This window comes from Alkalicoccobacillus plakortidis (assembly GCF_023703085.1).
Lineage (GTDB): Bacteria > Bacillota > Bacilli > Bacillales > Bacillaceae_D > Alkalicoccobacillus > Alkalicoccobacillus plakortidis.
Window position 1 is genome coordinate 484,347 of record NZ_JAMQJY010000001.1, and the last position, 23,987, is coordinate 508,333.

Below are 23,987 nucleotides of genomic sequence, written 5' to 3' on the forward strand. Positions count from 1 at the left end.
CCTTTTTTCACACACTATAACCTTTATAAAGTTTTTACCCAATAAAAAAACAGAGCAAAAATCGCTCTGAGTTTACTAGTTTTCATATTCTACACCGTGTTCATCCATCAAACGGTCTAATTCATCATAGAATTCTTGCTCCATTCGGTCGTATTCATCGAATAGATCATCCGCTTCTTGAAGAAGTTCCGTGTCTTCTTGATAATGACCTTCTACTTCTTTTTCACCGGCTTCCCAAAAAACCTCATTGTTTTCTAGATACATATCGTGTAGATTCTTTACCTCTTCTGTTTCTGGCTGAAGTGATTGGATTTCATCGTAATATCCGTCAAGTTCAGGTTTTAAATCGGATTGATAAGCATCATAAAACTCTTCGTTTGATAAGTCTGCTGTTTCATCATAAAAATCCCACCATGCATCATCCACATCGGTCTGAATGGGTATAATGTGATCGTTATAATACGCTTCCAGGTCATCTCCAACCTCGTTCACATTTCCATTTCCGAACATCCCACAACCACTTAGAACGAATATCGAACTAATGCCTGTAAATACAATCTTCATTTTCCATTTTGTCATGTACAGATCTCCTATTCTATTCATTTATCTACTTCAAAAAGTCTACCATGAGTCTACAAATTTTTGCAAAGATCACCAAAAAAAAGACGCAAGCTTGATTTGCTTACGTCGTGTAACCTACTTATATACTAAATTCTTCTGGTGAAAAGACATGAACATGTTTAGGTTTGCTATAAACCACATCACCGAGTTTTAGACCTAATTCTGTAAATTCATTTTTAGGAAGCTCGATATCAATTGTCTCATCCTCATCTAATTTCTCTGCTTCAATAAAAACAATCGGTCCAACAGGCTGGATATGAGATATTTTTATTGGAAACGAACCTTCTATATTGCTTTGATGTAGTTGCATCTGATGGGGACGGATATAACCAACAACATCTTTATCTTCATGCTTTGTGCTACCAGATGTTCTTAATGTGATTGTACCTGATTTTAGATTTCCTTCTTTTACTCTTCCTTTAAATAAATTCACATTACCTAAGAAGTCGAATACAAACGGACTATTCGGGTTCTCATACACTTCATCAGGCGTACCAATTTGTTCAATACGTCCTTGGTTCATAACCACAATTCGATCGGCGACATCCATAGCCTCTTCTTGATCATGAGTCACAAATATACTTGTCACATCAAATTGATTATGAAGGTTTCGAAGCCATCTTCTTAGTTCCTTCCTTACCTTTGCATCTAATGCGCCAAAAGGTTCATCAAGTAAAAGAACTTCTGGTTGAACAGCCAAAGCTCTGGCCAATGCAACCCGTTGCCTTTGACCTCCTGATAGCTGGGAAGGATAACGCTTTTGAAGACCATCTAACTTTACTAAGCCTAACAACTCATCTACTTTTTGTTTTATTTCATTTTTTGATGGTCTTTTTTTTCGTGGACGAACTCTAAGTCCATACGAGATGTTATCCGCTACTGTCATATGTGAAAATAAGGCATAATGCTGGAATACAAAACCAACTTGTCTTGAAACAGCGTTCACGTTTGTCATGTCATTTCCATTAAAATGAATCGAGCCTTTTGTTGCACTTTCAAGACCCGCAATGATTCGTAGTAATGAGGTTTTTCCCGATCCAGATGGTCCTAATAACGCAACGAGTTCTCCTTTTTTAATCGAAAGTCGAATCTCTTCTAATGCTTTAAAGTCACCAAAGTTTTTTGATACATCCTGAATATCAATTGACACCTAAAACACTCCTTACTGCACTGGACTTTTCTTCTCAACGAAATTTTTGATAACTAAGGTAATAATAGCAAGGATGGACATAAGTGATGCAACCGCAAATGCTGCTGTAAACATATATTCGTTGTACAGAATTTCAACATGGAGTGGCATCGTGTTTGTTAAGCCTCTGATTTTTCCTGAAACAACGGAAACTGCTCCAAATTCACCGATAACTCGTGCATTACACAGAATAACCCCATATAATAGTCCCCATTTAATATTTGGAAGGGTTACATGCCAAAAGGTGCGAAAACCATTTGCCCCAAGAGATAATGATGCTTCTTCCTCTGTTGTTCCTTGCGCCTGCATAAGAGGAATCAACTGTCTGGCTACAAATGGTACGGTCACAAACATCGTTGCTAACACAATACCTGGTACAGCAAATATGATTTGTATATTATTAGCTAATAACCATTCCCCTAATAAGCCGTGTACCCCAAATAAAAGGACAAACACAAGACCTGCTATTACAGGTGATACAGCAAAAGGTAAATCAATTAAGGTAATTATGAAACTTCTACCTTTAAATTGAAATTTAGATAATGCCCATGCTGCCGTGACACCAAATATCGTATTCAGTGGTACAACAATGGCAACAGTTAGTAGCGTCAGTTTGATTGCAGATAAGGCAGCGGGTTCGGTAATTGACTGAAGATATACGCCCCAACCTCCTGCAAACGCCCTTACAAAAATCGCAACAAGCGGTAGAATTAAAACTAACGCAAGAAATATAAAAGATATCGACAGCAAAAACCATTTCAACCATGATTTTTGCTTACGGGTTTGATTGATAGGTATCTGATTTGCTGTTTGAATTTCTGTACTCATTCTGTTGGATTCCTCCTTTTATGTATGACGTTTAGATGCCCACCATTGAATGAGATTCATAACAAACAGTAGGAAAAATGAAAATAACAGCATGACAGAAGCAATGGCTGTTGCTCCTTGATAGTTAAACTGTTCAAGCTGATTCATGATTAATAAAGGTGTAATTTCGGTTTTCATAGGCATATTACCTGAAATAAATACAACGGACCCATACTCACCTAGTGCTCTAGCAAAAGCAAGTGAGATTCCTGAAAGTAACGCCGGAAACAGCACTGGCAAAATGACTTTAGTAAAGGTATGAAAACCGTTGGCTCCTAAACTAGATGAAGCTTCTTCAAGTTCCTTATTTAAGTCTCTCAGTACTGGTTCAACCATTCGAACAACAAATGGAAGCCCAATAAAAATAAGTGCAGTCATTACTCCAAGTGGTGTAAAGGCTACCTTGATGCCTAATACATCCAGGTATTTTCCAACCCATCCATCTGATGTATAAATGGTTGTTAATGCGATACCAGCAACAGCTGTAGGTAATGCAAACGGCAAATCAATTAAACCGTCTATTATTCTCTTACCTGGAAAGGTGTATCTCACTAATACCCACGCTAAGATAAGTCCAAAAACTCCATTAATAAGAGCTGCTGCAAGAGCAGCTCCAATACTTAACTTATATGAGGCGACCACTCGAGGGGAAGTCACCGTCTGCCAATAATCTGAAAAACTCATCGAAGCGGTATTTAGGAAAATCATCGAAATGGGAATAAGTACGATTAAGCCCAAATACATCATAGTCATTCCCAGAGTTAACGAAAAACCCGGGATTATACTTTCTTCTTTTAAGCGTAATGATCTCATACGGTCCTCCAGCACACTTTTACTGCTCATATATTTGGTCGAAAATGCCCCCATCACTAAAGTGTTTCTCTTGCGCTTCTTGCCAACCTCCAAATACCTCATCGATTGTAAATAAATTAATCTCCGGGAAGTATTCGCTGTACTCTTCAAGAATCTCTTCGTTTCTTGGACGATAATAATGCTCAGCAGCAATTCTTTGCCCTTCGTCCGTATAAAGGTATTCAAGGTAAGCTTCTGCTACTTCTCTTGTGCCTTTTTGATCAACATTTTGATCAACTACCGTTACTGGCGGTTCTGTTAAAATACTAATTGACGGTGCAACTATATCAAACTCATCTTCTCCAAGTTCTTCAGTTGAAAGGATCGCTTCGTTCTCCCATGCTAAAAGTACGTCCCCAATGCCACGTTCAACAAATGAAGTTGTTGCCCCTCTAGCTCCTGAATCTAAGACAGATACATTCTGATATAAGTCACCAATGTATTGTTGTGCGGCTTCTTCTGATCCGTATTCTTCTTCTGCCCAAGCCCATCCAGCTAAATAGTTCCAAGCGAGCTCCACCTGATGTTTTTGGATTAGGTGTGACGACTTCAACATCATCACGAATTAAATCATCCCAGTCATTGATATTTTTAGGATTACCTTCTCGAACCAAAAATGTAATCGTTGATGTATATGGCGTTGAATTATCCGGAAGTCTCGATTGCCAATCCTCAGGTATAAGATCACGTGACTCATTTAATACATCAATATCATAAGCTAATGCAAGGGTCACAACATCAGCTTGCAATCCGTCAATGACCGATCTCGCTTGGCTACCTGAGCCACCATGTGATTGATTAAAGGTTACGGTTTGACCGGTCTCCTCTTTCCAATGTTCTGCAAACACCTTATTATAATCATCATATAATTCTCTAGTTGGATCATAGGAAACATTCAAAATTTCTACAGCATCGCCTTCACCCGCAGTTTCATCACCTGAACCGCACGCACTTAGCACTCCTAAAGATGCTGCAATTGATGTTAAACCAATAAGCGTTTTTTTCTTTCTATTATGATTTTTCAATGTTTTCTCTCCCTTTAAACCATATTTAAATAAATAATTGCTGTGTAAAAATTAGCGAGTGAACCTTGTCTTTTCGGTGGCATCAATTTGTGTGATTTGATCGTTATGAATTGTAATTAAAACAGTGCCATATTTGATACTATTAATTTTCTTCTCGATCTCATCGATCTTAATTGGATCCGTTTGTGCCATCATTCAGTTCCTCCTTTTAATATATTATTAAGTATAGTGGTTTAGTAGGCTTTAAGAACAAAAATAAAAGGCCTCCACTAATAACCACGTTACTAGTAAAGGCCTTCGGTTGTCCGATCAGCACATATAATGTTTTATAGTCATATATTATCCATGCTTTTCCGATGTGTCAAGTGTATTTTGTGAATCATTTAAATCATTCCACTTTTCGAGGGTATAGGCCATCTCCCAAAAATTAAGTTCATATTGACTGCTAATTAAAAAATGCTCCTTCATTTGATCCCTTTGAGTTTGAGTTGATTGCTCGGCAATTCGGTCTAATCGATTAATTTGTTCATACGTTAATTCTTTAAAGTCATCTCCCCCATATGTGTGAATCCAATCCTGGTAGATCGGTTCAGCAGGTGAACATCCCTGTAGCAGCTCTCCTATTTCATGATAAAGCCAATAACAAGGAAGTAACGCAGCAATCGCATCTCCTATCTGACCTGTGTAGGCAGCCCTATAAAGATGCGATGTATATGCATAGGCTGTTGGGGATGGTTTAAATGCCCTCTGATCATCAAGAGTAATACCTAATCTTCCTGAAAACTCTTGATGAAGGGCCATTTCTGCCTCGTAAGAGCCCTGAGCATGAATAGCTAGCCTATTTGTCGTTTCAGGGTCATGAGATTTCGCCGCAGCTAGCGATTGAACACGAGCAAAGTGAGATAGATAATAAGAATCCTGCATCACATAATACTTAAAAGCTCTAAGTGGCAACGTTCCATTTGCTATTCCTTTAATAAATGGATGCTCAAAGCTTTTTCTCCAAATGGGGTCTGCCTCATTGCGAATGTGTGCTGTAAATGTCATGTGAAAACGCTCCTTTTCTAATTAAGAATTGGTATAGCGAACATCCGTATTATCAAATAACGGAAACAGATCGGCTAGCATATACGTCGCCAAAGGTGCCGATACTAATACAATTAAAAAGATCAAATCATAGTAGGTAATACGAGTTTGATAATAGTAGGTTCGTTGTTTTACTTGCATAAACCGCTTCGCTTCCATTGCTACGGCAATACGCTGAGCCCTGCGAATACTTTGTGCAAGCAGAGGGACAGAAAAAAATTGAAGCTTTTTATAGACTCCTTTTAGCCCTTTTTCAGGAACCGCTTGTCTAATCACCATTGCATGGCGTAACGTTTGGAACTCTTCAATCATAATTGGAATAATACGAATGGAAGCCAAAAAACTATAAGCGTATTTTGACGGAACCTTCAACTGTTGCATCAACGAATAAAATAAAAGAACTGGCTTGGTTGTTAATGCAAAGATCATTCCTAAGATAGCAAAGGCCAAAGCACGAAACCCTAGGTGAACACCACGATAAAAACTCTCCTCTGTCACATGAAAAATACCCCATTTAAACCACGTTGTATCACCACGACCAAAAAAAATCATGGAGCTGGCAGACGAGAAAAAAACAAGGATAAACGGTGCTGAAAAGAGAAGCAAATAGCGTAATGGATGTCCTGAGAAGACAAACAATAACAAGCAAAATACAGCAGTTAAATAAACCAGATGTGTGGGGTTATGAATAAAGATCATATAAGCAAACAAAAGAATAGACAAAATCAATTTTATACTTGGGTTTACATGAGTGATCCATGTATCCTTTGTTGCATATAAAGCTGTCACTAGCTGTTCACCTTCTTTTGATCCACGATCGCTTCTTCCTCAAACAACACCCCATGCTCTACAGTCCAAACCCTTGTCGCAAAATGTGTTAGAACGTCCATGTCATGCGTCACCATGATAATGGTGATGCCTTGCTCTCTGCACGATTCAATCATCTCTAAAAGAGCAAACGTATTTTTGGCATCTTGTCCAAAAGTCGGTTCATCTAATAATAAGACGGATTGATCCTTCACAATGGCTGTAGCCACACTTAGTCTTCTTTTTTGTCCTACAGAAAGTTGATAGGGGTGTTGTTCCTGCTGCTTACTCAATGAGAATGAGTCTAGACAATTTTGTACAATGTGTTGAATTTGTTCAGCTGGCTTTTGCTCTTGTTTTAATGTAAAGGCAATTTCATCAAAAACTCGATTCGTTACAAATTGATATTCAGGATTTTGAAAAACAAAGCCGACAGTGTCACTAATTAGGTTCTTCTTCTTCACTTGTGTTCCATGTAGAAAATATTTGCCGTCATGGTTTAGGACATTCATCAAACCAAGTAGCAATGTACTTTTCCAGCACCATTTTTGCCTGTCACACAAATCCACTCTCCAGGATAAACCTTAGCATCCTGTACGTTTAACTTCGCTTCTTTTCTGCGCAGAACTTGGAATGTATCTAACTTAATAACAGGTTCATTATGTTGTTGAACTAGTAATTGCTTTGACCAATCCCTTGAAGCAACATACTCCTGCCAAACGCCTGGAAACCAGATACCATAGTCTCTTAATGTTTCTTTATACGTAGAAAAAATGTGCTCAGTTGTACCATCAGCTATAATCTGACCCTCTGTATCTAAAACAATAACTCGGTCCACAAAATCGAGCACATGATCAATTTTATGTTCAACAATAATCACCGTACGATCTGCTGCAACAGATTGTATCGTCTGCCAAATCTGCTCTGTACCTTCTGGGTCAAGCATGGCCGTTGGTTCATCAAAGATTAATGTAGATGGTTGAAGGGCCAGGCACAGATGCAATAGCTAAGCGTTGTTTCATACCTTGGGAAAGCTGAGATATTGGCGTGTGTACATTTGTAAGTTCCAAACCCACTTGCTTAAGATAGGCTACAATCTGACTGTGCATCTCTTCTCGCTTCACACCTAGGTTCTCCAAAACAAAAGCGATTTCCTCATCAACATAAGGCATGCAAAACTGACTATCCGGATCCTGAAAGACATATCCCCAAGAATCCGGTTGGGTTAGCTCATCGTATTTAAGTGGAAGTTGAATAGCTCCTGGTACTAAACCGGTTAAAACTTGAAGAAGCGTAGATTTCCCGCTTCCACTTGGTCCAAGGATTAACACTTTTTCACCTTCTATGATTTGAACACTTAAATCTTTAAATAACAGATTACCGCTTCCAGGAAATGTTAAGCGTAGGTTTTTCACTCCCGAAATCACTGATGTCATCTGACCACTCCATTTCTATTTCTCAAGAGTTTCCAGATCTGCTTTTGAGGATGGTCTGAGCAGATCCGTCACACCAGTTTTCTCTAATGCTTTGACAAGATAATAAGCAAAAACACCGGCAATTAAAATACCACTTAATGTCCTTAGTACTAACACAAGAGTTAAATTCCAACCAACAAGATCAAACATATACCCTCTGTTCCAATCCATAATAAAAGATCCCCCTGCAGATGCCGCTCCAGCTAGTGACGTAGTCATTAATGAGAAACTTTTGTAGAAGAAGAATGCAAATACAAGTTCTGCTCCAAGTCCTTGCATCACTCCATAGATGAGGACTTCTAATCCATACTGTGAACCCACGATAAACTCACCGGAGGCCGCTGCAGTTTCTGCAATTAGAGCCACTCCTGGTTTACGAATAATTAAAAATGCAACGGTTGCCGCGATAAACCACATTCCATACATAAGCTCGTTGATCTGCAATGGAAACAGCTTTAAACTATCATTTACTGGCCCCCATAGTCTGTAAACAACGGCAAAAACGACTGCGATAATAACCGTTACCAAAATGTCTGTTAATGTCAATCTCTTCATCAAGTCATCCCTCTCGTTCATCATTTCCCCAGTGACTCAAAAAAAGAAGCCACTCCAAAATTGGAGTGGCTTCTTCGTTATTGTACACACTTGCCCCAAAAGCAAATCGTAAATAGAAGAGTCGACTCCACTTTCCTACGCTAGTATTATCTAGATCAGGTCAAGGGTTAAGGCAAAAGCCTCTCTCAGCGTACGCGCCCCTAGTGGAAATAACGTTATATTGTTTGTACGGTTTTATTTAAACATAATTTTCAAGCTGCGACAATACTTTTTTAGGATAGTTTGTCTAAAACGGCTTCAACTTCAGTGAGCGATTTAATTTCAAATGTTGGTTCAACATCTTCAGTCGTTTGATTCCGTCGATTCACCCAAATAGATGAGATTCCCGCTCGCTTCGCACCAAGAATATCTGTCATTAGATTATCGCCAACCATAACAACTTCTTCATTATTTAGCTCCATTAATGATAAGGCATGCTCAAATATACCTTTATCCGGCTTGCCTTTACCGTAAGCACCGGAGATTACAATGTGGTCAAAATACGGAACCAATTCAGGCGTAAGCTCTAACTTAATATTTTGTAAGTCAGGAGATCCATTTGTTAATAATAAAAGCTGATAGTTTTCTTTGAGTGCGTCGAGCACCTCAAATGTCTCTTCATAAACAATTGGATTCTTCCGACGTTCCAATGGAAAACGTTCAGAAAGTTCTTTAGCTAGCTCCTTATTGTCTACCCCACATTTTTGCAGTCCTAGATCCCATGACGCATAACGATAGCCAGGAGCTAACTCTTTTAATTTCTGAAACTCTTCTTCTCTATCTTGAAAATTAGCCCAGAGACCTTCAAATGGATTAATACCAATTAATTGAGTAAATGAAAATGTTTCATAAGAAGCGTACAACTTTTTTGCTTCTTCTCTTACTGCATGTTCTAGTTCTTCAACTTCAATACGATTATCGTGTTCATGGGCATATTCACAAGTTGCTGTGAAAGCCTTTTGAACACTTTTTTGATCCCATAAAAGAGTATCATCTAAATCAAAAAAAACAGCTTTAATCATCAAGGATTCCCTTTCTGTATTACATTATATAGTTCTTCTCATTTTTTCTGTTATTTTACTTCGTGTGTCCAATTAAATGGATCCTCAATTCTTCCTTTTTGGATTCCAGTTAACGTTTCATACAATTTTGTAGCAAGTGCACCTGTTTCACGATTATTAATCAGAGTTTGTTGACCTTTCAAGCTAAGCTCTCCAATTGGTGAAATCACTGCTGCAGTACCTGTTCCAAATGCTTCTTCTAAACGATTTTCTTCAATAGCTAAAAGAACTTCATCAATTGAGATTTTCCGCTCTGTAACTTGTACATCCAAGCTTTTTAATAATTCTATGATCGATTTACGTGTTACACCTTCAAGAATACTACCACTTAATGCTTGGAGTGATTACTTCTCCATCAATTTTAAAGAATACATTCATGCTTCCTACTTCTTCAATGTATTTCTTTTCAGCACTATCTAACCACAGTACTTGTGCTTGTCCATGCGCAGTTGCTTTATCTTGGGCTTTATAAGCAGCAGAGTAATTTCCCGCTGTTTTCGCCATACCTGTACCACCTAATGCGGCTCTTGTATATTCATCTTCAACATAAATACCAACTGGTGCAATTCCTTCTTTATAATAAGAGCCTACTGGTGATAGGATAATCATAAATTTATACGTAGCTGATGGAGCCACACTCAAGTTAGGTTCAGTTGCAATAATAAATGGGCGAATGTATAACGAAGTTCCTTCATATGTAGGAATCCATTCTCTATCTAATTTTAATAACTCTGATAAGTAATCAATAACAAGCTCTGGATCAATATCAGGAATACTTAAACGATCGCTTGAACGATTAAGTCTTTTAAAGTTTTGTTCAGGCCTAAATAAAAGAATTCGTTCATCGTCCGTACGGTAAGCCTTAAGCCCTTCAAATACAGTTTGTCCGTAGTGATAAATCATCGCTGCTGGATCTAGTGTTAGGGGTTGATAAGGTATAATTCGTGGACTGTGCCAGCCATTTTCAGTTGAATAATCCATAATAAACATATGATCAGTAAATGTTTTACCAAACTCAAGAGTTTCAGGATCTGGCTTTGTTTTATGGTGCGTTGCGGTCATAATTTCTAATGTTTGATCAGACATATTAAGAAACTCCCCTTTTATCCACAATTATTACATTGTTATGAATCTATTATAACATGTTCGCTCACTTTTTGAATGAGCCTTATCCCTTACTCTCTTTCATATAATTTCCAAGCTCCATAATCATCGCTCCCATTCGCTCGATTTGTGGAGCCACAATTCTTTTTACACCTTGATTGGATAATTCTTCTGACGTTACTTTCCCAACAGACACAGCCACAACATTATTCTCAAATAACTTTAACAGATTCTCTTTTTTATGATGCTTGATTGCTACCTTAAATAACTCCCTAGCTTGAATACCTGTTGTGAAACAAATCGCGTCATAACAACCACTTTCAAGTTCGTCTAATAAAAGTAACACATCTTCTTCTTTTACAGAGACATGCTGATAAGGCAAGATTTCTTTTGATATTGCCCCATTGGTTTCAAGAAATGTACGTAATAATGGCGCATCCATTCCATGAAGTTGGACCATAACTAACTTATCATTCAAATCCAAGTCTCTCATAACTTCAATAAGACCAGCAGTTGTGCCGTCTTCATCTCTGAGATCGGGCACAAACCCGTATTTTTTTAACACGGCATGTGTTTTATACCCTCTTGCAGCAATTGTAGCTCCTTGTAATGCTTCATAAAGCTGCTTATCAAATTTTTCTTTCTCTGCAAGTCTAAACAGAGTTTCCGTGCCAATTCCTGTAGTGAAAACAAACACATCTGGTTTTTTCATGATGGTCGCTTGAAATTCTTCTGCTACATCTAGCTCGGCTAAAAACACAGTTCCTTGTAAAGATCTTACCTCACTTGTTCCGCCTTGTTTTCTAATAATAGTCTGCATCTCATCTGTCTTTCTCGAAGCAGCTAAAGCTGTGTGGCAATTGATTAGACTTTTCATATAAGTACATCCTTCCCCAACCAAAAATACTCGAAATAGATATTTACACAGTTAGAATAAACTGAATATATCATGTTTTTGTTTATTCGTTAAGTTAATTACCTTTTTGTGTTATCAATACGGTACGTGAAATTTTATAAGTTTACCTAGGTCAACATACTTTTCTTATAGCTAGATAACTGACTTAGGCTAATCATCTTGCTGTAGACCCACTCAATCATGCTCTGTTAAGATACTTACGTGAACAGAATGTCGAAAGTGAGGATTACCTATGGAGCGTTATAGCCAACTTAAAAAAGGTGAAAAGGGCGCATGGCTCAGCATCATCACATATATTATTTTAGCCGCAGTAAAGCTGACCATTGGCACACTGTTTTTTTCAGATGCATTACGCGCAGATGGTTTAAATAATGCTACAGACATTGTAGCTTCAATAGCTGTGTTAGTAGGCTTGCGAATTTCACAAAAGCCACCTGATGCCAATCATCCCTATGGTCATTTTCGCGCTGAAAATATTGCCTCACTCATTGCTGCGTTTATTATGGCAGCAGTTGGACTCCAAGTCTTGGTGGAGGCTGGCCGAAAATTATTTACTGAACCAGAAGCACCAGATCTGACAGCCGGTTGGGTAAGTTTTATTTGTGCCTTAATTATGTTTGTTGTTTATCGTTATAATAAAAAACTCGCTAAAGACGTAAACAGCCAGGCATTAGTTGCTGTTGCGGCAGATAATCGTTCAGACGCCTTAGTAAGTATTGGTGTAACGATTGGAATCCTTGCTTCTCAGTGGAATATCGCATGGCTTGACACATTAACAGCCTTCATTATTGGACTGTTAATCTGCTATACAGCATTTGATATCTTTCAAAAAGCAACACATTCACTAACTGACGGTTTTCACGAGCGTGACCTGAATCAATATAAAGCCTCCATCGAGGTTCTTGAGCACGTAGAGGCCTTAAAAGTTGTTAAAGCACGACAGGTTGGCTCATCAATCTATGCAGATGTAGTGATTGAAGTATCTCCTGATTTAAATGTAAGGGATAGCCACAGAATTGCCGATCAAGTAGAAGAAGTGATGCGTGACGAACACCAAATCTCAAACACTCATGTGCATGTTGAACCATCTGAGGAAACGAAGCAAAGTTAAGAGCGACTCATCATGATAAACGATCCTTCGATTAGGATCGTTTTTTTAGTTTTTAGTTGCTTATTTTGAGTGTGAGGTAGAGCGGGATCCTGGTGCGGCGTGCGAGGTCTTACTGTCGAGTGTAGTCTCTTGGTGCGGCGTAAGCACTTCTTGCTAACGTGGGCCTTTCTCTTGCTAAGGTAGAGTAGCTCTTGGTTTTACTGCTGCTTTTCTTGGTGTAGGTGCACTGAGCTTAGTAATTGTTTGGTTTCGCTTGACGTTTCATCAAATTCTCTTGCTATCGTAGTTAGTCTCTTGATGAATCAAAGATTTATCTTAGTTACAATTACATGTTTCTTGGTATTGAGCTTGGTTTACTCTTGCTTTGGGTTTTCCTTCTAATCGGTCTAAACCTGAATAGGTTTACTCCTTTTAGTCATTTTGAGGGTTGAGAAATGGGTTGCTCTTTTTATTTGAAGATGGCTCTTGGTGTGATGCAGGAGATTCTTGCCATAGTTGCTATTTCTCTTGTTAACGTAAAGTAGCTCTTACTCCCACCACTGTTTTTCTTAGAGTAGGTGCACTGAGCTTAGTAATTGTTTGGTTTCTCTTGACGTTTCGTCATTTACTCTGGCTATCCCTACTCGTCTCTTGATGGTTTAACTATCTTGCTTGGTCTCAATCATGTGTTTCTTGGTATTGCTTTTAGTCCTTTTCCTCTCCTGTTTTAAGTTCTTGTTTTTCTAGAAAAATGCTTGGCATCACATGTTGGAAGATCTTGAGTGGTAGTTTTTAACTTTGAAAATAAGACCGCTTTTGCACAAAACCTCCACACTCTCATCCCCGATTTCTCCCTTTCATCCTCGATTCCACCCCTCATCCTCACTCACTTATGTTGAATTTTCTGAAAAATATGGTTTATCTCCATTCAAATCGGGTACATAATAAATAGAAAAAGACGAGACCAATGGCCTCGTCTTCGTTTTCTATTATTAATCTAGGATTGTTACGCTAATTGTTTTACGACCGAATGCTATTGCATCATCGTGAGATTGCATGTATAGATCTACTTTGTTACCGTTAATGGCACCACCAGTATCTCCAGCAATAGCCTCTCCATAACCTTCAACATGTACACGTGAACCTAGTGGAATAACACTTGGATCAACTGCGATCACCTTTTGGTTAGGGTTAGCATTTAAGTCAATTCCAGTCGCTGTTACACCTGAGCAACCAGGCACAGTTCGCTGTATAGGCAGTAGCCTCTACTTGGATAGTTTGACCGCTCTCTTGTTGACTGCTTGATTCTGTTTCTTCAGCTTGAACAGACGCCTCTTCAGTGGCAGGTTCTGTTTCTTCAGCTTGAGCAGACGCCTCTTCAGTGGCTGGTTCTGTTTCTTCAACAGGTTCAGCTGACTCTGCTTGTTCAGATTGTTGCGGCTGTTCCTGCTCAGTAGTGGTTTCCTGAGCTTTAGGTTCAGCTGTTACTTCTTCTGCTTTTGTTTCTGTTTTTTGCTGAATTACTTTCTCGGCTGTTGTGTAATATAGCTCTTTGAAAGTTTTTGGTCCAGCAATTCCATCAACAGAAAGCTTATGATCCGCTTGGAAAGAACTTACTGCTTTCTTCGTAAGTGGGCCGAAGATTCCATCTTGGCCACCATCTAGGAAACCAAGATCGATTAATTGAGATTGTAATTCTTCAACAATGTCACCTTCATCGCCTTCTGACAATACATGAAGAGCGCCTACTGTTTGAGCTCCTGCAATCCCATCTGATTCTAGATCATATTTCTTTTGGAATGATTTTACTGCTTCTGAAGTTTCGATTGTATATGTGCCATTTATCTCATCGTTAAAGAATCCTTTTTCGGATAACAACTCTTGTAGTTGTTCAACATGTTTCCCTTCATCACCCTTATGTAGGGTATCAAAACTGCTTGCCTCTGAGATGCTTGGTGAAGCAAATAAGACAAATCCAGCCGTTGCAACTGGTAACGTTACATAACGAAGTGTTTTAAATGGAATTTTAGCATTCATGGTGCCAACCTCCTTTGATTTCAACCACTGCTCCATACAGTACCAGTGACTGTAGAATCTATCAATCCTTTAGCGGCCTACTTAAACGAATTGAAATCTTAATGTAACAAAAGTCAAAGGAGGGACATCTTCATTCCATATATTAGGTTTTTAAAGTGACTTAGTTTTGAGATTTACACATAATTAGCGTCATTTTTTCCGTGTTTTACTGATTAATGGTTAAACTAACCAAAAGTATCTCCCATTTTGACCTAAAATCCACGAATTCAACAGAATTCGTCTTGATTTACCCCATTTTATTTGTCACACCTGTAACCATGTTGTTATAAACTCACCATTCGACAATTCGTATTTGCTTATCTCTCTCTCCAATTACCTGACTCAATAAGTGATAAATGTGCGGTTTTTATAGAGGGAAAGACATACACCAATGCCTGACTTACCCCGTTCTTTCGATATATGTTTAATAAAAGTCGATTGTAATCATTCTTCAACTCATCCCCGATATAGCCTTCAAGTGCGTCAATTTTATGTAGAACCTCATCAGTTACTTCATATAATTCTCCCCATACTGTATGACTTGTCTCATCTACACACACGGTTGGATAACCTAAGCTTGTATCGTATAGTTCTCCATAAATAAAACAATTTGAGTCAATACATTCAGCTCCTGCTAATAAATGGCTGTTTGATTCATTCTTTAATAGGGTTCCATACACAAAAACCATTGGCACATGTCATCATCCTTCAATTATCTTGTTTTTATTACGGTATCAGATTTTCTGAATATTGCATAGGCTGTATAAAAAAGAGGTGGGTTATGAAGTATAGTTATATGGATCTATTAGCTGAATTTGGAATTGGTAGTGCTCATCCCGGCGGATATACACTTACAAAGGAACTGTTGACGCAGCTATCCATTCAAAAAGAAGATGATATCCTAGATTGCGGCTGCGGCACAGGGCAAACAGCTTCATATATTTACACGACTTTCCAATGTAACGTAACAGCCGTTGACTTCCATCCATTAATGATTGAAAAAGCAAGGAATCGATTTAATATGGAAGATCAAATGATTCATTTAGTAGAAGCAAACATCGAATCTATGCCCTTTTCATCCAAAAGCTTTGATTTTGTGCTTTCAGAATCTGTCGCTGCATTCACACATGTAGATCACACCTTAAAAGAATATGCTCGCGTACTAAAAACCGGTGGTAAGCTTTTTTTGAATGAAATGGTTTTATTAGAGGATCCACAGGAAGAGGAAGCTAAAGAAATAAAAGAGATGTATCAAATAAAACAACTGCTTTCTACAAATCAATGGGTTAATAAATTGAACGAAAATGGATTTCAATCGATTCAACTATGTATCGCAAGTCCAATTTCTGCACTATTAAACCAAGAAGAAGACCGAGAGAATGATTTTTTCCCATCAGAAGTCCTGGATCCTACTTTACACGATTTATGGAACGAACATCAGACACTTAGTAAGCGGTATTCAACTAAGCTTGGATTTCTGTTAATTATTGCCGACAAATCGTAACCAACAGATCGAGACAGTTGCCCTTCTCTTCTGTCTTGATTGATTTTGAATCGAATATAATCAAGATTACTTGAGCGGTTACATGCGTTGTGGTATGTTCTTTAGGACAGACATTTTGGATGTGGGAAGGAAGTCTTGATTCATGGAAAAACAAAACATTGGCATAATTGGTGTTGGTGTAATGGGTAAAAGCTTAGCACTTAATCTTGAGAGTCATGGATATTCTGTTTCCATGTATGACGTTTCAAAAGAACGTGTGAAACGCATTATTAATCTTGAGAAAAAAGAACGCCTAGTAGGCACATACAGTTTAGAGGAATTTGTTTCTTCATTAGAAAGTCCAAAAAAGATTTTATTAATGGTGCAAGCAGGAGCTGTAACAGATTCTGTTATTGATGAGTTAACTCCTCTGTTAAGCCCTAAAGATATCATCATGGATGGTGGGAATACATACTACACAGATACCATCCGTCGAAATGAAGCACTATCACAATCAGGCATCCACTTTATTGGAACGGGTGTTTCTGGTGGTGAAGAAGGTGCATTAAAGGGACCTTCTATAATGCCAGGTGGACAAAAAGAAGCCTATGAGTTGGTCCGTCCAATGTTTGAGAAAATTGCTGCCAAAGTAAATGGAGAGCCTTGCACAACCTATATTGGACCAAATGGTGCTGGACACTATGTAAAAATGGTTCATAACGGTATTGAGTATGGTGATATGCAATTGATCTGTGAGGCCTACTGGTTAATGAAAGAGCATCTTGGCTTATCTGCTGAAGAGCTACATCAGACCTTTAAGGTATGGAACCAAGGTGAACTTGATAGCTACCTCATTGAAATTACAGCTGACATTTTCACTAAAATAGATGAAAAAACCGGGAAACCACTAGTAGATGTGATTCTTGATACAGCTGCTCAAAAAGGAACTGGGAAATGGACAAGCCAAAGTTCCCTTGACCTAGGTGTGCCGCTTCCTATCATTACAGAATCAGTATTTGCTCGTTTTATTTCAGCAATGAAAGATGAACGTACAAAGGCTAGCTCTATATTACCTAAGCCAAGCTGGAAAACCGTCAGAAGCAACTCGAGAGCAATGGCTTGAAGCGATTCGTCAAGCTCTATTCTTCAGTAAAGTGATCTCGTATGCTCAAGGTTTTTCTCAGCTACGTATTGCCTCCAACGAATTTAATTGGGATCTACAGTACGGACAAATTGCGAGTATCTTTAGAGGTGGGTGTATCATCCGTGCCGGCTTCTTACAAAACATTATGGATGCTTATGAAAAAAATCCAGAGCTTGATAACTTATTACTTGATTCTTACTTCATTAACATTGCTGAAAAGTATCAACAATCGTTACGAGATATTGTTTCGTTATCCGCACAAACAGGCTTACCAACTCCAGGTTTTGCTAGCGCGTTATCTTACTATGACAGCTATCGTTCTGCAAAACTACCTGCTAACTTATTACAAGCGCAAAGGGACTACTTCGGTGCACATACGTATAAACGCGTTGATGAAGAAGGCGTATTCCACACAAATTGGCTAGAATCGTAAAAGCAAAAAAGCTTGTTGACGAATGTGTCGACAAGCTTTTTTTGAGGACTTGCAAACTGGATAAGAGCTATCATGTGTTGTTATTCAACAACACAAAATGCCTCTGAGTATTGTATCTCAGAGGCATTTTAATTTATAAGTCTTACATCTTTTCGATCGGCCACCATTGGAAATTGTCTTTTTCTAATAGTTCATCCGACTCTTTTGGTCCCATAGATCCAGATGGGTACGATGGTAAACTCGTTGGGTCATCTCCCCAAGCTTCGCTAATGGCATCAATATAGGCCCATGACAAATTCACTTCATCCCAATGCGCAAAGTTTGTTGCATCACCAATCATGCAATCGTACAATAAGCGCTCATACGCTTCAGGTGTATTAATTCCATCTATTCCGTGCTGTGAATAAATTAAATTAACTGGACTTGTATCACCAGTTGTCCCAATTTTTTTGCCATTTAACATTAAAGTCATTCCCTCGTCGGGTTGAATGTGAATAACAAGTAAATTGGCACCATTATTCTCCATATTCTCTTCATATAAGTTGTGTGGCTGCGGCTTAAACTCAATGACAATTTTTGTTGATTTGGCAGCCATACGTTTACCTGTTCGAATATAAAACGGCACTCCAACCAACGATAGTTATCAATTAATAATTTACCTGCAACAAATGTTTCAGTTTGGGACTCAGGTGAAACATTGTTTTCTTTCAGGTACCCTTTCACTTGCTCACCATCAAATAGCCCTTGACCATATTGAGCACGTACAAATGATTCTTTTACTTTTTGATTCTTAATTGAACGTAAGGCTCGTAAGACTTTAATCTTTTCACTTCTTATTTCTTCTGTGTTCAGTCGTAATGGTGGCTCCATTGCTAACAAGGTTACCATTTGCATTAAATGGTTCTGAACCATGTCACGTAACGCACCAGAATTTTCATAATAACCGCCTCGATCTTCAACACCTAATCGTTCACTGGATGTCACTTGAACGTTTGCAATATGTTGATTATTCCATAAAGGTTCAAATACAGCATTTGCAAAACGAATGACTTGAATATTCTGCACCATTTCCTTACCTAAATAGTGATCAATTCGATAGATTTCATCCTCATTAAACGCTTCTCGAATTTCATCATTCAGTTTTTTTGCTGACGCAAGATCATGACCAAATGGCTTTTCAATAACAAGCCTTGTCCAGCCTTCTGTATCTGTTACACCTTCTGATTTTAAATACTGAGCAATTGTTCCAAAAAATTCTGGTGCCATTGCCATATAAAAGATACGATTGCCACCAATTTGATGACGTTTATCCAAAGAATCTAACATCTCTTTTAGATCTGTATACGATTCTTGACTTGTCACATTAAACGGTTTGTAATAAAACTGATTACAAAACTCATCTAAGCTTGAATGATCCCCTTTAATTTCGGACTGAATAGACTCTCTCACTTGATTACGTAATGTCTCATCCGACCATTCTCTTCTCCCTATACCTACAACAGCAAACTGCTCTTTGGTATTTCCCTTTTGAAATAATCGAAAAAGCGACGGATACAGCTTTCTCTTAGCCAGATCTCCAGTTGCTCCAAATATAACTATGATTGATTTAGGCTGTACATTATTCTGCATGAGGTACCCTCTTTTCTGACTTAATTAATGGGATTATTACCATAACCATGTATGTAGTTAAGTAAAGTTACTACCAAACTTCAATTAGTATACAGCAAAATGGCTTTTATAGATAATTCTCTGCCTACTTATTTTCATAAAAATGAAAAATCAGCCTTATAATGATTAATTCAGGCTGATTTTTTACGTTATGAAGCAATCTACTGTTATAGTTGTAACTCCGTTGAATCATTTTTATTCGTTGGTTCGAGCTAAGTTTGTGATGATGTGTGTGATTATTGGGCTTGGTTCTTCAATGGCTAGTGTTCGTTTCCGTTTGACCCTTGGCCGCAACTTACGAATGGCTATCGTTAAGAGTAACGTAATTAAACTTACATAGAATGCAACAAAGAACCACCAAGGACTTATTGTCCACCCTGCAAATTCCTGCAGTGCTTGCAAAGCAGATGGATCAAACATAAAAAATAGCATAATCGGAATATTAATTGAAGCTAACAGAAGTGGCCATGGGTAATTTGAGCCATCCACAGTATAGGTATCACCAAACATCGTCAGCATCAACGTAATGATTGCAAAACCTCCTGTTATAAAAAACGCAATACCATAGGTAGTTACAATAGAGACATTCGTTTTTCGGAAGATTGTAGAAGCCCAAACTCCAATACTTGCAATAACGATCATGGTAAAAACAAACAGACAAAAAGCCATAAAAACTAATGAAGGTGAAATTCCTCCATATAAGAAGACAATGGCATACAACGGTAGAGACAAAATAACAAATAGGAGTAAAAATGCAAGCGACGCAATCATTTTGCTAATAATAATCGTTGCCGAAGATTGATCCGTTGTTAATAAAATGGGCAGAGTTTGTCTCTCCCTCTCAGAACTTATGACACCGGCAGTAAGACCTGGTGTCACAAATATTAACAAGGCTAGTTGGAATAGACATAGCATCATAAAGATGTCCCTGCTTTGAGTTGGCTGAAATGCATGGTTCACTTCGAAGCTCATGTACGCAGCCATATAACCTAAAACCAGCAACCCTAATACGGTTAAATAGGCACTCATACCGATATAACTCTTCACAGAGCGAAACCGTAGTTTGATTTCTTTTGTTAGAACCGGGTTGTTTAACCATCTTTTCATTTGTTCTCCACCTCTTTTGTGATATCCATAAAGATATCCTCTAAATCAGTCTCGACTTGATTAAATCCAAGTAAAGGTAGATCAGCTTGAATGGCTCGTTTTAATAGATCTTGTTGCTGATAATCAGATCCCTTATATTCAAATTCAATTCCGCCATCTTCGTGTAATTGAATATCGAGTACATCGTGTTCATTCTTAAAAAAGGCAAACACATCTTCATGTCGATTAAAGGTACGAACCTGAATTACCTTTTGTTGTTGGAGTTTATCATGAATTTCAATAACACTTCCGTTTGCAACCAATTTTCCGTGGTCCACTACACCAATCTGATCACACATTTCTGCTAGCTCCGGCAATATGTGTGAAGAAATGATAATCGTTTTATTCATGGACTTTAAGTTTTTTAGCGTTTCCCTCATTTCTATTCTAGCTCTCGGATCAAGCCCAGAAGCTGGCTCATCTAATATTAAAACCTGGGGGTCGTGTATTAGACATCTCGCTAAACATAGTCGTTGTTTCATTCCTCTTGAGAGAACGTCCACATATTCATTTCTCTTATTTGATAAGTTCACAAGCTCAAGCAGCTTGGGAATAACCTTTTTACGTTCCATAAGTGTTAGACCATAGCTTGCACCATAAAAATCGAGATATTCTGTTACGCGAAACTGATCATATACTCCAAAGAAGTCAGGCATATAACCAATTCGTCTTCGCACTTCTGCAGGGTTTTCAACTACATCTATTCCATCAACAATAGCTGTGCCTGACGTTGGAGTCATAAGAGTTGAAAGTATTTGAAAGGTTGTCGACTTTCCTGCTCCATTTTGACCAACCAATCCATAAACTGTCCCTTTTTTCACCTCTATATTTAATTGATTAAGTGCAGTGAAGGATCCATAACTTTTAGTTAAATTTATTGTTTCAATCATGTTTAAACTCACCCTCCACCTTAATTTGAGGCATATCCAACATCTCTTTTGTATCGTTTTTTTGCACTTTTAGCTGGATATTCCCCCACTCATCAATGTATATATCTGGATCTTCAGTCTCTATTCGTCCATCTAACACTTCGTATGCCTCGGATTCATTATTATATATTTCATACACAGTTTCTTCTTCATTAAACGCTGAAATTGTGATGTTCGTAAATTGAAATGAACCGTCCAACAAATCATTTGGAACAGAAAAAGCAAGCTCATACGATCCATTTCCAACAAAGACTTTTTGTTCCCCTTGAGAAACTTCTTCTTCAAAGTACGTATCTCCATCATAGCTATATCCTGTAGGTGATAAGTCTCTATTTTCTAAGGTTAACGAACCCTGCTGTTCAGAACTTACACTTGCTGTTTGTAGGACTAAATTTTGCACATGTTGAATTCCTGATTGACCATTTAATGTGGCATGTAAGATCGAATCTTTTGTTATACCAGCAAATGCGGGATGTCCTTTTTCATAATATTCTTCTGAGAACGAAGCTTGAAACAATCCGCTCTCGATCATTTCTTCTAAAGTATCCTCGGTTGAATACTCGTTCCCATTTGATGGAGAAAATAAGGTTTTTCCTGCTAATGCAAACGATATGTCTCTTTTCTCTCCTTTTTCAAATGAGCCCAGATCAACCTTCTCATTTCCTGCTAAAAAATAGAGATTCTCAAAAGAAAAATTTGTATTGTTTATGACCGTACCTCTTACCTCATTATTGGCATACGTAAGGTCTGTATCAATTAGCCCTGTGTCAATGTTGTGAATTGGACCAACGGCATTGCTAATCGACCAAAATTCTCGATTTTTATACGTAACGATTTGTTGTTCGTAATCGTGCATAACACTTGCATCGATATTTCCTCGAGATTGTCCGATAGATGTATCCTCTATTATTGGAAACGGATTAAATTGATTTCCGGTAAATTCAAGTTTATAGGCCCCGCTTTTACTATTTAAAAAGGAAGCGCTCCCTACTCCGTAACCTTTTCCTGTATCATCAATACGTACCACTGCATTTTCATTTATTTGGTTATCCTTGATTCGATCCTTACCTCCGATTAAGAAAATAAGTACACAAAGCAAAATTGATATGCTAGGTAGAAGCCACCATGCATGCTCTCGCTTATCTGATTTTTTAAGAACCAAATACAAGATTGGGCAAAGAATAAAGATGTACCCCGCAAAAACGGCAACTAGCCAACTTAGAGGTATTAAAGAAGATGGAAACAGGTTTGAAATATATGAAAAGGAATATTGATACGTTTCATAATCGGACATCCCATAATTCATACTAAGGTTTGTCATTAAAGGATTAATGACAAGCTCCCATGTTTTTGTGGCATCTTCCCACTCAGTAAATGAAGATGTGGAAGCAGAAGTTAATAATTGTGCGAGCTCACCATTTCCTATTTTTCTACTTGCCAAAACAGGTCTATCATCTGACGTTTTCACATGAATGATCGAATTCTCGGTTTGATCTCCTTCAAAAAGAGTAAACGTATCCCCTGGAAATTGACGCCCTGTTAGGTCATTTAAAAAACGTGAATCTACATTATTTAATTCTTCAACGTCCTGAATTGGCATGTTTGGATAAAAAATAGAATCTTTGTCTACTTCATTAACTTGGCCTGTAACGAGCATTGTACCACCATCATGGACCCATGAATCAATGACTCGTTGTTGGTGTTCGGTTAAGGAAGTTAAATCAAAATCAGAGACGATCAGGATAGACAACATATTGAGACCGGTTCCAATTTCAGGTATTTGATTAGGTTGAACCTCGACAACATCGTATCTAACATCGGCGGCGAGCTGCATGCTTTTTATTGGAGATAGGGCTTCTGGGTCATTTGATAACAGCCCGATGATTGTATCCTCTTCATTTACGCCTCTAGCTGTCAAAAGAGTTTTCCCCTCAAACTCTAGCTCTTTCCCCTCTTCCCAACCACCTTCAAAAAAGCGAATCGATTTTGATTTAATATTAGACATAGATGAATAATCATAGCCCGGAATACTAATTGTGAAGCTTATCTCAGAATCAGCTGGAATCTCAATTGATTTTAATATATCTGCGGCACCGATAGAATAAGATGGACTAACTGTAAAAGCTACATCTCCTGAGATACTTCGTTGGCTATTGTTTTGAACGGTTACAATGACAGGAAAACCATGATAAGGGTTTGCTTTATTTTCGAATCCAATTTCCGTCAAGATGGTCAGCTCTTTTTCTTCTGCATTAACTGTCATTGGAAAGATAAAAAGGGCTATTAAACCAATAATGATACAGATCAGACTTTTTTTACTCATCTATTCTCCTGCTTTCTAGTTAACTTGTATGAACATAACGATTTCTTTTAAGATAGCACATTTTTCTGTTGATCTTTCTCAAGTTTTTCTAAATTTTT

Annotated in this window: 21 protein-coding genes, 4 pseudogenes and 1 riboswitch; of the genes and pseudogenes, 3 read left to right on the top strand and 22 right to left on the bottom strand. The window is 38.0% G+C overall.

From position 1 onward, the window contains the following. Window positions 1-75: 75 nt before the first annotated feature. From NDM98_RS02705 to NDM98_RS02765, 15 genes and pseudogenes are all read right to left on the bottom strand, one after another. Window positions 76-579 carry a hypothetical protein gene (locus NDM98_RS02705; protein ID WP_251604396.1) on the bottom strand — a complete coding sequence of 168 codons (504 nt, stop codon included), beginning with the start codon at window positions 577-579 and terminating at the stop codon, window positions 76-78. A gap of 121 nt (window positions 580-700) precedes the next feature. Then, window positions 701-1,771 (bottom strand): sulfate/molybdate ABC transporter ATP-binding protein, encoded by a 1,071-nt coding sequence (locus tag NDM98_RS24830; RefSeq protein ID WP_251604397.1) that lies wholly within the window; start codon window positions 1,769-1,771, stop codon window positions 701-703. Window positions 1,772-1,783: 12 nt separating this feature from the next. Beyond that, a complete protein-coding gene (cysW, locus tag NDM98_RS02715; protein ID WP_251604400.1) occupies window positions 1,784-2,638 on the bottom strand; it encodes a sulfate ABC transporter permease subunit CysW in 855 nt (284 codons plus the stop codon). 18 nt (window positions 2,639-2,656) lie between these two features. Next, the gene (gene cysT / locus NDM98_RS02720; RefSeq protein WP_251604403.1) at window positions 2,657-3,490 is read right to left on the bottom strand and encodes a sulfate ABC transporter permease subunit CysT; all 834 of its coding nucleotides are present in this window, start codon (window positions 3,488-3,490) and stop codon (window positions 2,657-2,659) included. Window positions 3,491-3,509: 19 nt separating this feature from the next. Next, a pseudogene (locus NDM98_RS02725) lies at window positions 3,510-4,521 on the bottom strand (sulfate ABC transporter substrate-binding protein). Between the two features lie 84 nt (window positions 4,522-4,605). Continuing rightward, window positions 4,606-4,749 (bottom strand): YezD family protein, encoded by a 144-nt coding sequence (locus NDM98_RS02730; RefSeq protein ID WP_373370351.1) that lies wholly within the window; start codon window positions 4,747-4,749, stop codon window positions 4,606-4,608. 144 nt (window positions 4,750-4,893) lie between these two features. Then, on the bottom strand, window positions 4,894-5,601 hold the full coding sequence (gene tenA / locus NDM98_RS02735) for a thiaminase II (protein ID WP_251604406.1): 708 nt from the start codon (window positions 5,599-5,601) through the stop codon (window positions 4,894-4,896). A 21-nt stretch (window positions 5,602-5,622) separates the two neighbouring features. Next, window positions 5,623-6,429: an energy-coupling factor transporter transmembrane component T family protein gene (locus tag NDM98_RS02740; protein WP_251604409.1), complete on the bottom strand. Its 807-nt coding sequence runs from the start codon at window positions 6,427-6,429 to the stop codon at window positions 5,623-5,625. Further along, on the bottom strand, window positions 6,429-7,010 hold the full coding sequence (locus NDM98_RS23790) for an ABC transporter ATP-binding protein (RefSeq protein ID WP_307728617.1): 582 nt from the start codon (window positions 7,008-7,010) through the stop codon (window positions 6,429-6,431). The genes NDM98_RS02740 and NDM98_RS23790 overlap by 1 nt, the downstream gene beginning before the upstream one ends. Continuing rightward, on the bottom strand, window positions 6,959-7,450 hold the full coding sequence (locus NDM98_RS23795; protein ID WP_307728619.1) for a hypothetical protein: 492 nt from the start codon (window positions 7,448-7,450) through the stop codon (window positions 6,959-6,961). Before NDM98_RS23795 ends, NDM98_RS23790 begins: the two co-directional genes overlap by 52 nt. Beyond that, a complete protein-coding gene (locus tag NDM98_RS23800; RefSeq protein ID WP_307728620.1) occupies window positions 7,407-7,883 on the bottom strand; it encodes an ABC transporter ATP-binding protein in 477 nt (158 codons plus the stop codon). The genes NDM98_RS23795 and NDM98_RS23800 overlap by 44 nt, the downstream gene beginning before the upstream one ends. 15 nt (window positions 7,884-7,898) lie before the next feature. Then, window positions 7,899-8,477, bottom strand: a complete 579-nt coding sequence (locus tag NDM98_RS02750; RefSeq protein ID WP_251604411.1) for an ECF transporter S component — start codon at window positions 8,475-8,477, stop codon at window positions 7,899-7,901. A gap of 115 nt (window positions 8,478-8,592) precedes the next feature. Continuing rightward, window positions 8,593-8,689: riboswitch (TPP riboswitch) on the bottom strand. Between the two features lie 60 nt (window positions 8,690-8,749). Continuing rightward, window positions 8,750-9,538, bottom strand: coding sequence for an HAD family hydrolase (locus NDM98_RS02755; RefSeq protein ID WP_251604413.1), 789 nt, complete (start codon window positions 9,536-9,538; stop codon window positions 8,750-8,752). 50 nt (window positions 9,539-9,588) lie between these two features. Beyond that, window positions 9,589-10,663: pseudogene (locus NDM98_RS02760) on the bottom strand (branched-chain amino acid aminotransferase). 82 nt (window positions 10,664-10,745) lie between these two features. Then, window positions 10,746-11,558 (bottom strand): uroporphyrinogen-III synthase, encoded by an 813-nt coding sequence (locus NDM98_RS02765; RefSeq protein ID WP_251604415.1) that lies wholly within the window; start codon window positions 11,556-11,558, stop codon window positions 10,746-10,748. Window positions 11,559-11,829: 271 nt separating this feature from the next. Between NDM98_RS02765 and NDM98_RS02770 the strand changes: the two genes are divergently transcribed. After that, complete coding sequence (locus tag NDM98_RS02770) at window positions 11,830-12,708, top strand: cation diffusion facilitator family transporter (RefSeq protein ID WP_251604418.1); 879 nt, start codon at window positions 11,830-11,832, stop codon at window positions 12,706-12,708. Between the two features lie 971 nt (window positions 12,709-13,679). Here the strand turns inward: NDM98_RS02770 and NDM98_RS02775 are convergent. The 3 genes from NDM98_RS02775 to NDM98_RS02785 all read right to left on the bottom strand — a co-directional run bounded on the left by NDM98_RS02775 (window position 13,680) and on the right by NDM98_RS02785 (window position 15,452). Further along, window positions 13,680-13,928 (bottom strand): 3D domain-containing protein, encoded by a 249-nt coding sequence (locus tag NDM98_RS02775; protein WP_251604421.1) that lies wholly within the window; start codon window positions 13,926-13,928, stop codon window positions 13,680-13,682. Continuing rightward, window positions 13,891-14,724, bottom strand: coding sequence for a peptidoglycan-binding domain-containing protein (locus NDM98_RS02780; RefSeq protein WP_251604424.1), 834 nt, complete (start codon window positions 14,722-14,724; stop codon window positions 13,891-13,893). The genes NDM98_RS02775 and NDM98_RS02780 overlap by 38 nt, the downstream gene beginning before the upstream one ends. A gap of 356 nt (window positions 14,725-15,080) precedes the next feature. Then, window positions 15,081-15,452, bottom strand: coding sequence for a gamma-glutamylcyclotransferase family protein (locus tag NDM98_RS02785; RefSeq protein WP_251608894.1), 372 nt, complete (start codon window positions 15,450-15,452; stop codon window positions 15,081-15,083). A 92-nt stretch (window positions 15,453-15,544) separates the two neighbouring features. Here NDM98_RS02785 and NDM98_RS02790 point away from each other — a divergent pair, with 92 nt between their 5' ends. Further along, the gene (locus tag NDM98_RS02790) at window positions 15,545-16,267 is read left to right on the top strand and encodes a class I SAM-dependent methyltransferase (RefSeq protein WP_251604426.1); all 723 of its coding nucleotides are present in this window, start codon (window positions 15,545-15,547) and stop codon (window positions 16,265-16,267) included. Between the two features lie 142 nt (window positions 16,268-16,409). Continuing rightward, a pseudogene (gene gnd / locus NDM98_RS02795) lies at window positions 16,410-17,823 on the top strand (NADP-dependent phosphogluconate dehydrogenase). 142 nt (window positions 17,824-17,965) lie between these two features. Here gnd and zwf read toward each other — a convergent pair. The 4 genes and pseudogenes from zwf to NDM98_RS02815 all read right to left on the bottom strand — a co-directional run bounded on the left by zwf (window position 17,966) and on the right by NDM98_RS02815 (window position 23,889). Next, a pseudogene (zwf, locus tag NDM98_RS02800) lies at window positions 17,966-19,452 on the bottom strand (glucose-6-phosphate dehydrogenase). A gap of 234 nt (window positions 19,453-19,686) precedes the next feature. Beyond that, window positions 19,687-20,598, bottom strand: coding sequence for an ABC transporter permease (locus NDM98_RS02805; RefSeq protein ID WP_251604429.1), 912 nt, complete (start codon window positions 20,596-20,598; stop codon window positions 19,687-19,689). Beyond that, a complete protein-coding gene (locus tag NDM98_RS02810) occupies window positions 20,595-21,527 on the bottom strand; it encodes an ABC transporter ATP-binding protein (RefSeq protein WP_251604432.1) in 933 nt (310 codons plus the stop codon). The genes NDM98_RS02805 and NDM98_RS02810 overlap by 4 nt, the downstream gene beginning before the upstream one ends. Next, window positions 21,520-23,889 carry a DUF8725 domain-containing protein gene (locus NDM98_RS02815; protein WP_251604435.1) on the bottom strand — a complete coding sequence of 790 codons (2,370 nt, stop codon included), beginning with the start codon at window positions 23,887-23,889 and terminating at the stop codon, window positions 21,520-21,522. The genes NDM98_RS02810 and NDM98_RS02815 overlap by 8 nt, the downstream gene beginning before the upstream one ends. Window positions 23,890-23,987 lie beyond the last annotated feature (98 nt).

Coding starts and splice junctions, on each gene's coding strand:
- tenA (WP_251604406.1), bottom strand. CDS start 5,601: ATGACATTTACAGCACACATTCGCAATGAGGCAGACCCCATTTGGAGA.
- NDM98_RS02785 (WP_251608894.1), bottom strand. CDS start 15,452: ATGGTTTTTGTGTATGGAACCCTATTAAAGAATGAATCAAACAGCCAT.
- NDM98_RS02790 (WP_251604426.1), top strand. CDS start 15,545: ATGAAGTATAGTTATATGGATCTATTAGCTGAATTTGGAATTGGTAGT.
- NDM98_RS02810 (WP_251604432.1), bottom strand. CDS start 21,527: ATGATTGAAACAATAAATTTAACTAAAAGTTATGGATCCTTCACTGCA.
- NDM98_RS02765 (WP_251604415.1), bottom strand. CDS start 11,558: ATGAAAAGTCTAATCAATTGCCACACAGCTTTAGCTGCTTCGAGAAAG.
- cysT (WP_251604403.1), bottom strand. CDS start 3,490: ATGAGATCATTACGCTTAAAAGAAGAAAGTATAATCCCGGGTTTTTCG.
- cysW (WP_251604400.1), bottom strand. CDS start 2,638: ATGAGTACAGAAATTCAAACAGCAAATCAGATACCTATCAATCAAACC.
- NDM98_RS02770 (WP_251604418.1), top strand. CDS start 11,830: ATGGAGCGTTATAGCCAACTTAAAAAAGGTGAAAAGGGCGCATGGCTC.
- NDM98_RS02780 (WP_251604424.1), bottom strand. CDS start 14,724: ATGAATGCTAAAATTCCATTTAAAACACTTCGTTATGTAACGTTACCA.
- NDM98_RS02750 (WP_251604411.1), bottom strand. CDS start 8,477: ATGAAGAGATTGACATTAACAGACATTTTGGTAACGGTTATTATCGCA.
- NDM98_RS02815 (WP_251604435.1), bottom strand. CDS start 23,889: ATGAGTAAAAAAAGTCTGATCTGTATCATTATTGGTTTAATAGCCCTT.
- NDM98_RS02755 (WP_251604413.1), bottom strand. CDS start 9,538: ATGATTAAAGCTGTTTTTTTTGATTTAGATGATACTCTTTTATGGGAT.
- NDM98_RS02805 (WP_251604429.1), bottom strand. CDS start 20,598: ATGAAAAGATGGTTAAACAACCCGGTTCTAACAAAAGAAATCAAACTA.
- NDM98_RS23800 (WP_307728620.1), bottom strand. CDS start 7,883: ATGACATCAGTGATTTCGGGAGTGAAAAACCTACGCTTAACATTTCCT.
- NDM98_RS02730 (WP_373370351.1), bottom strand. CDS start 4,749: ATGATGGCACAAACGGATCCAATTAAGATCGATGAGATCGAGAAGAAA.
- NDM98_RS02705 (WP_251604396.1), bottom strand. CDS start 579: ATGACAAAATGGAAAATGAAGATTGTATTTACAGGCATTAGTTCGATA.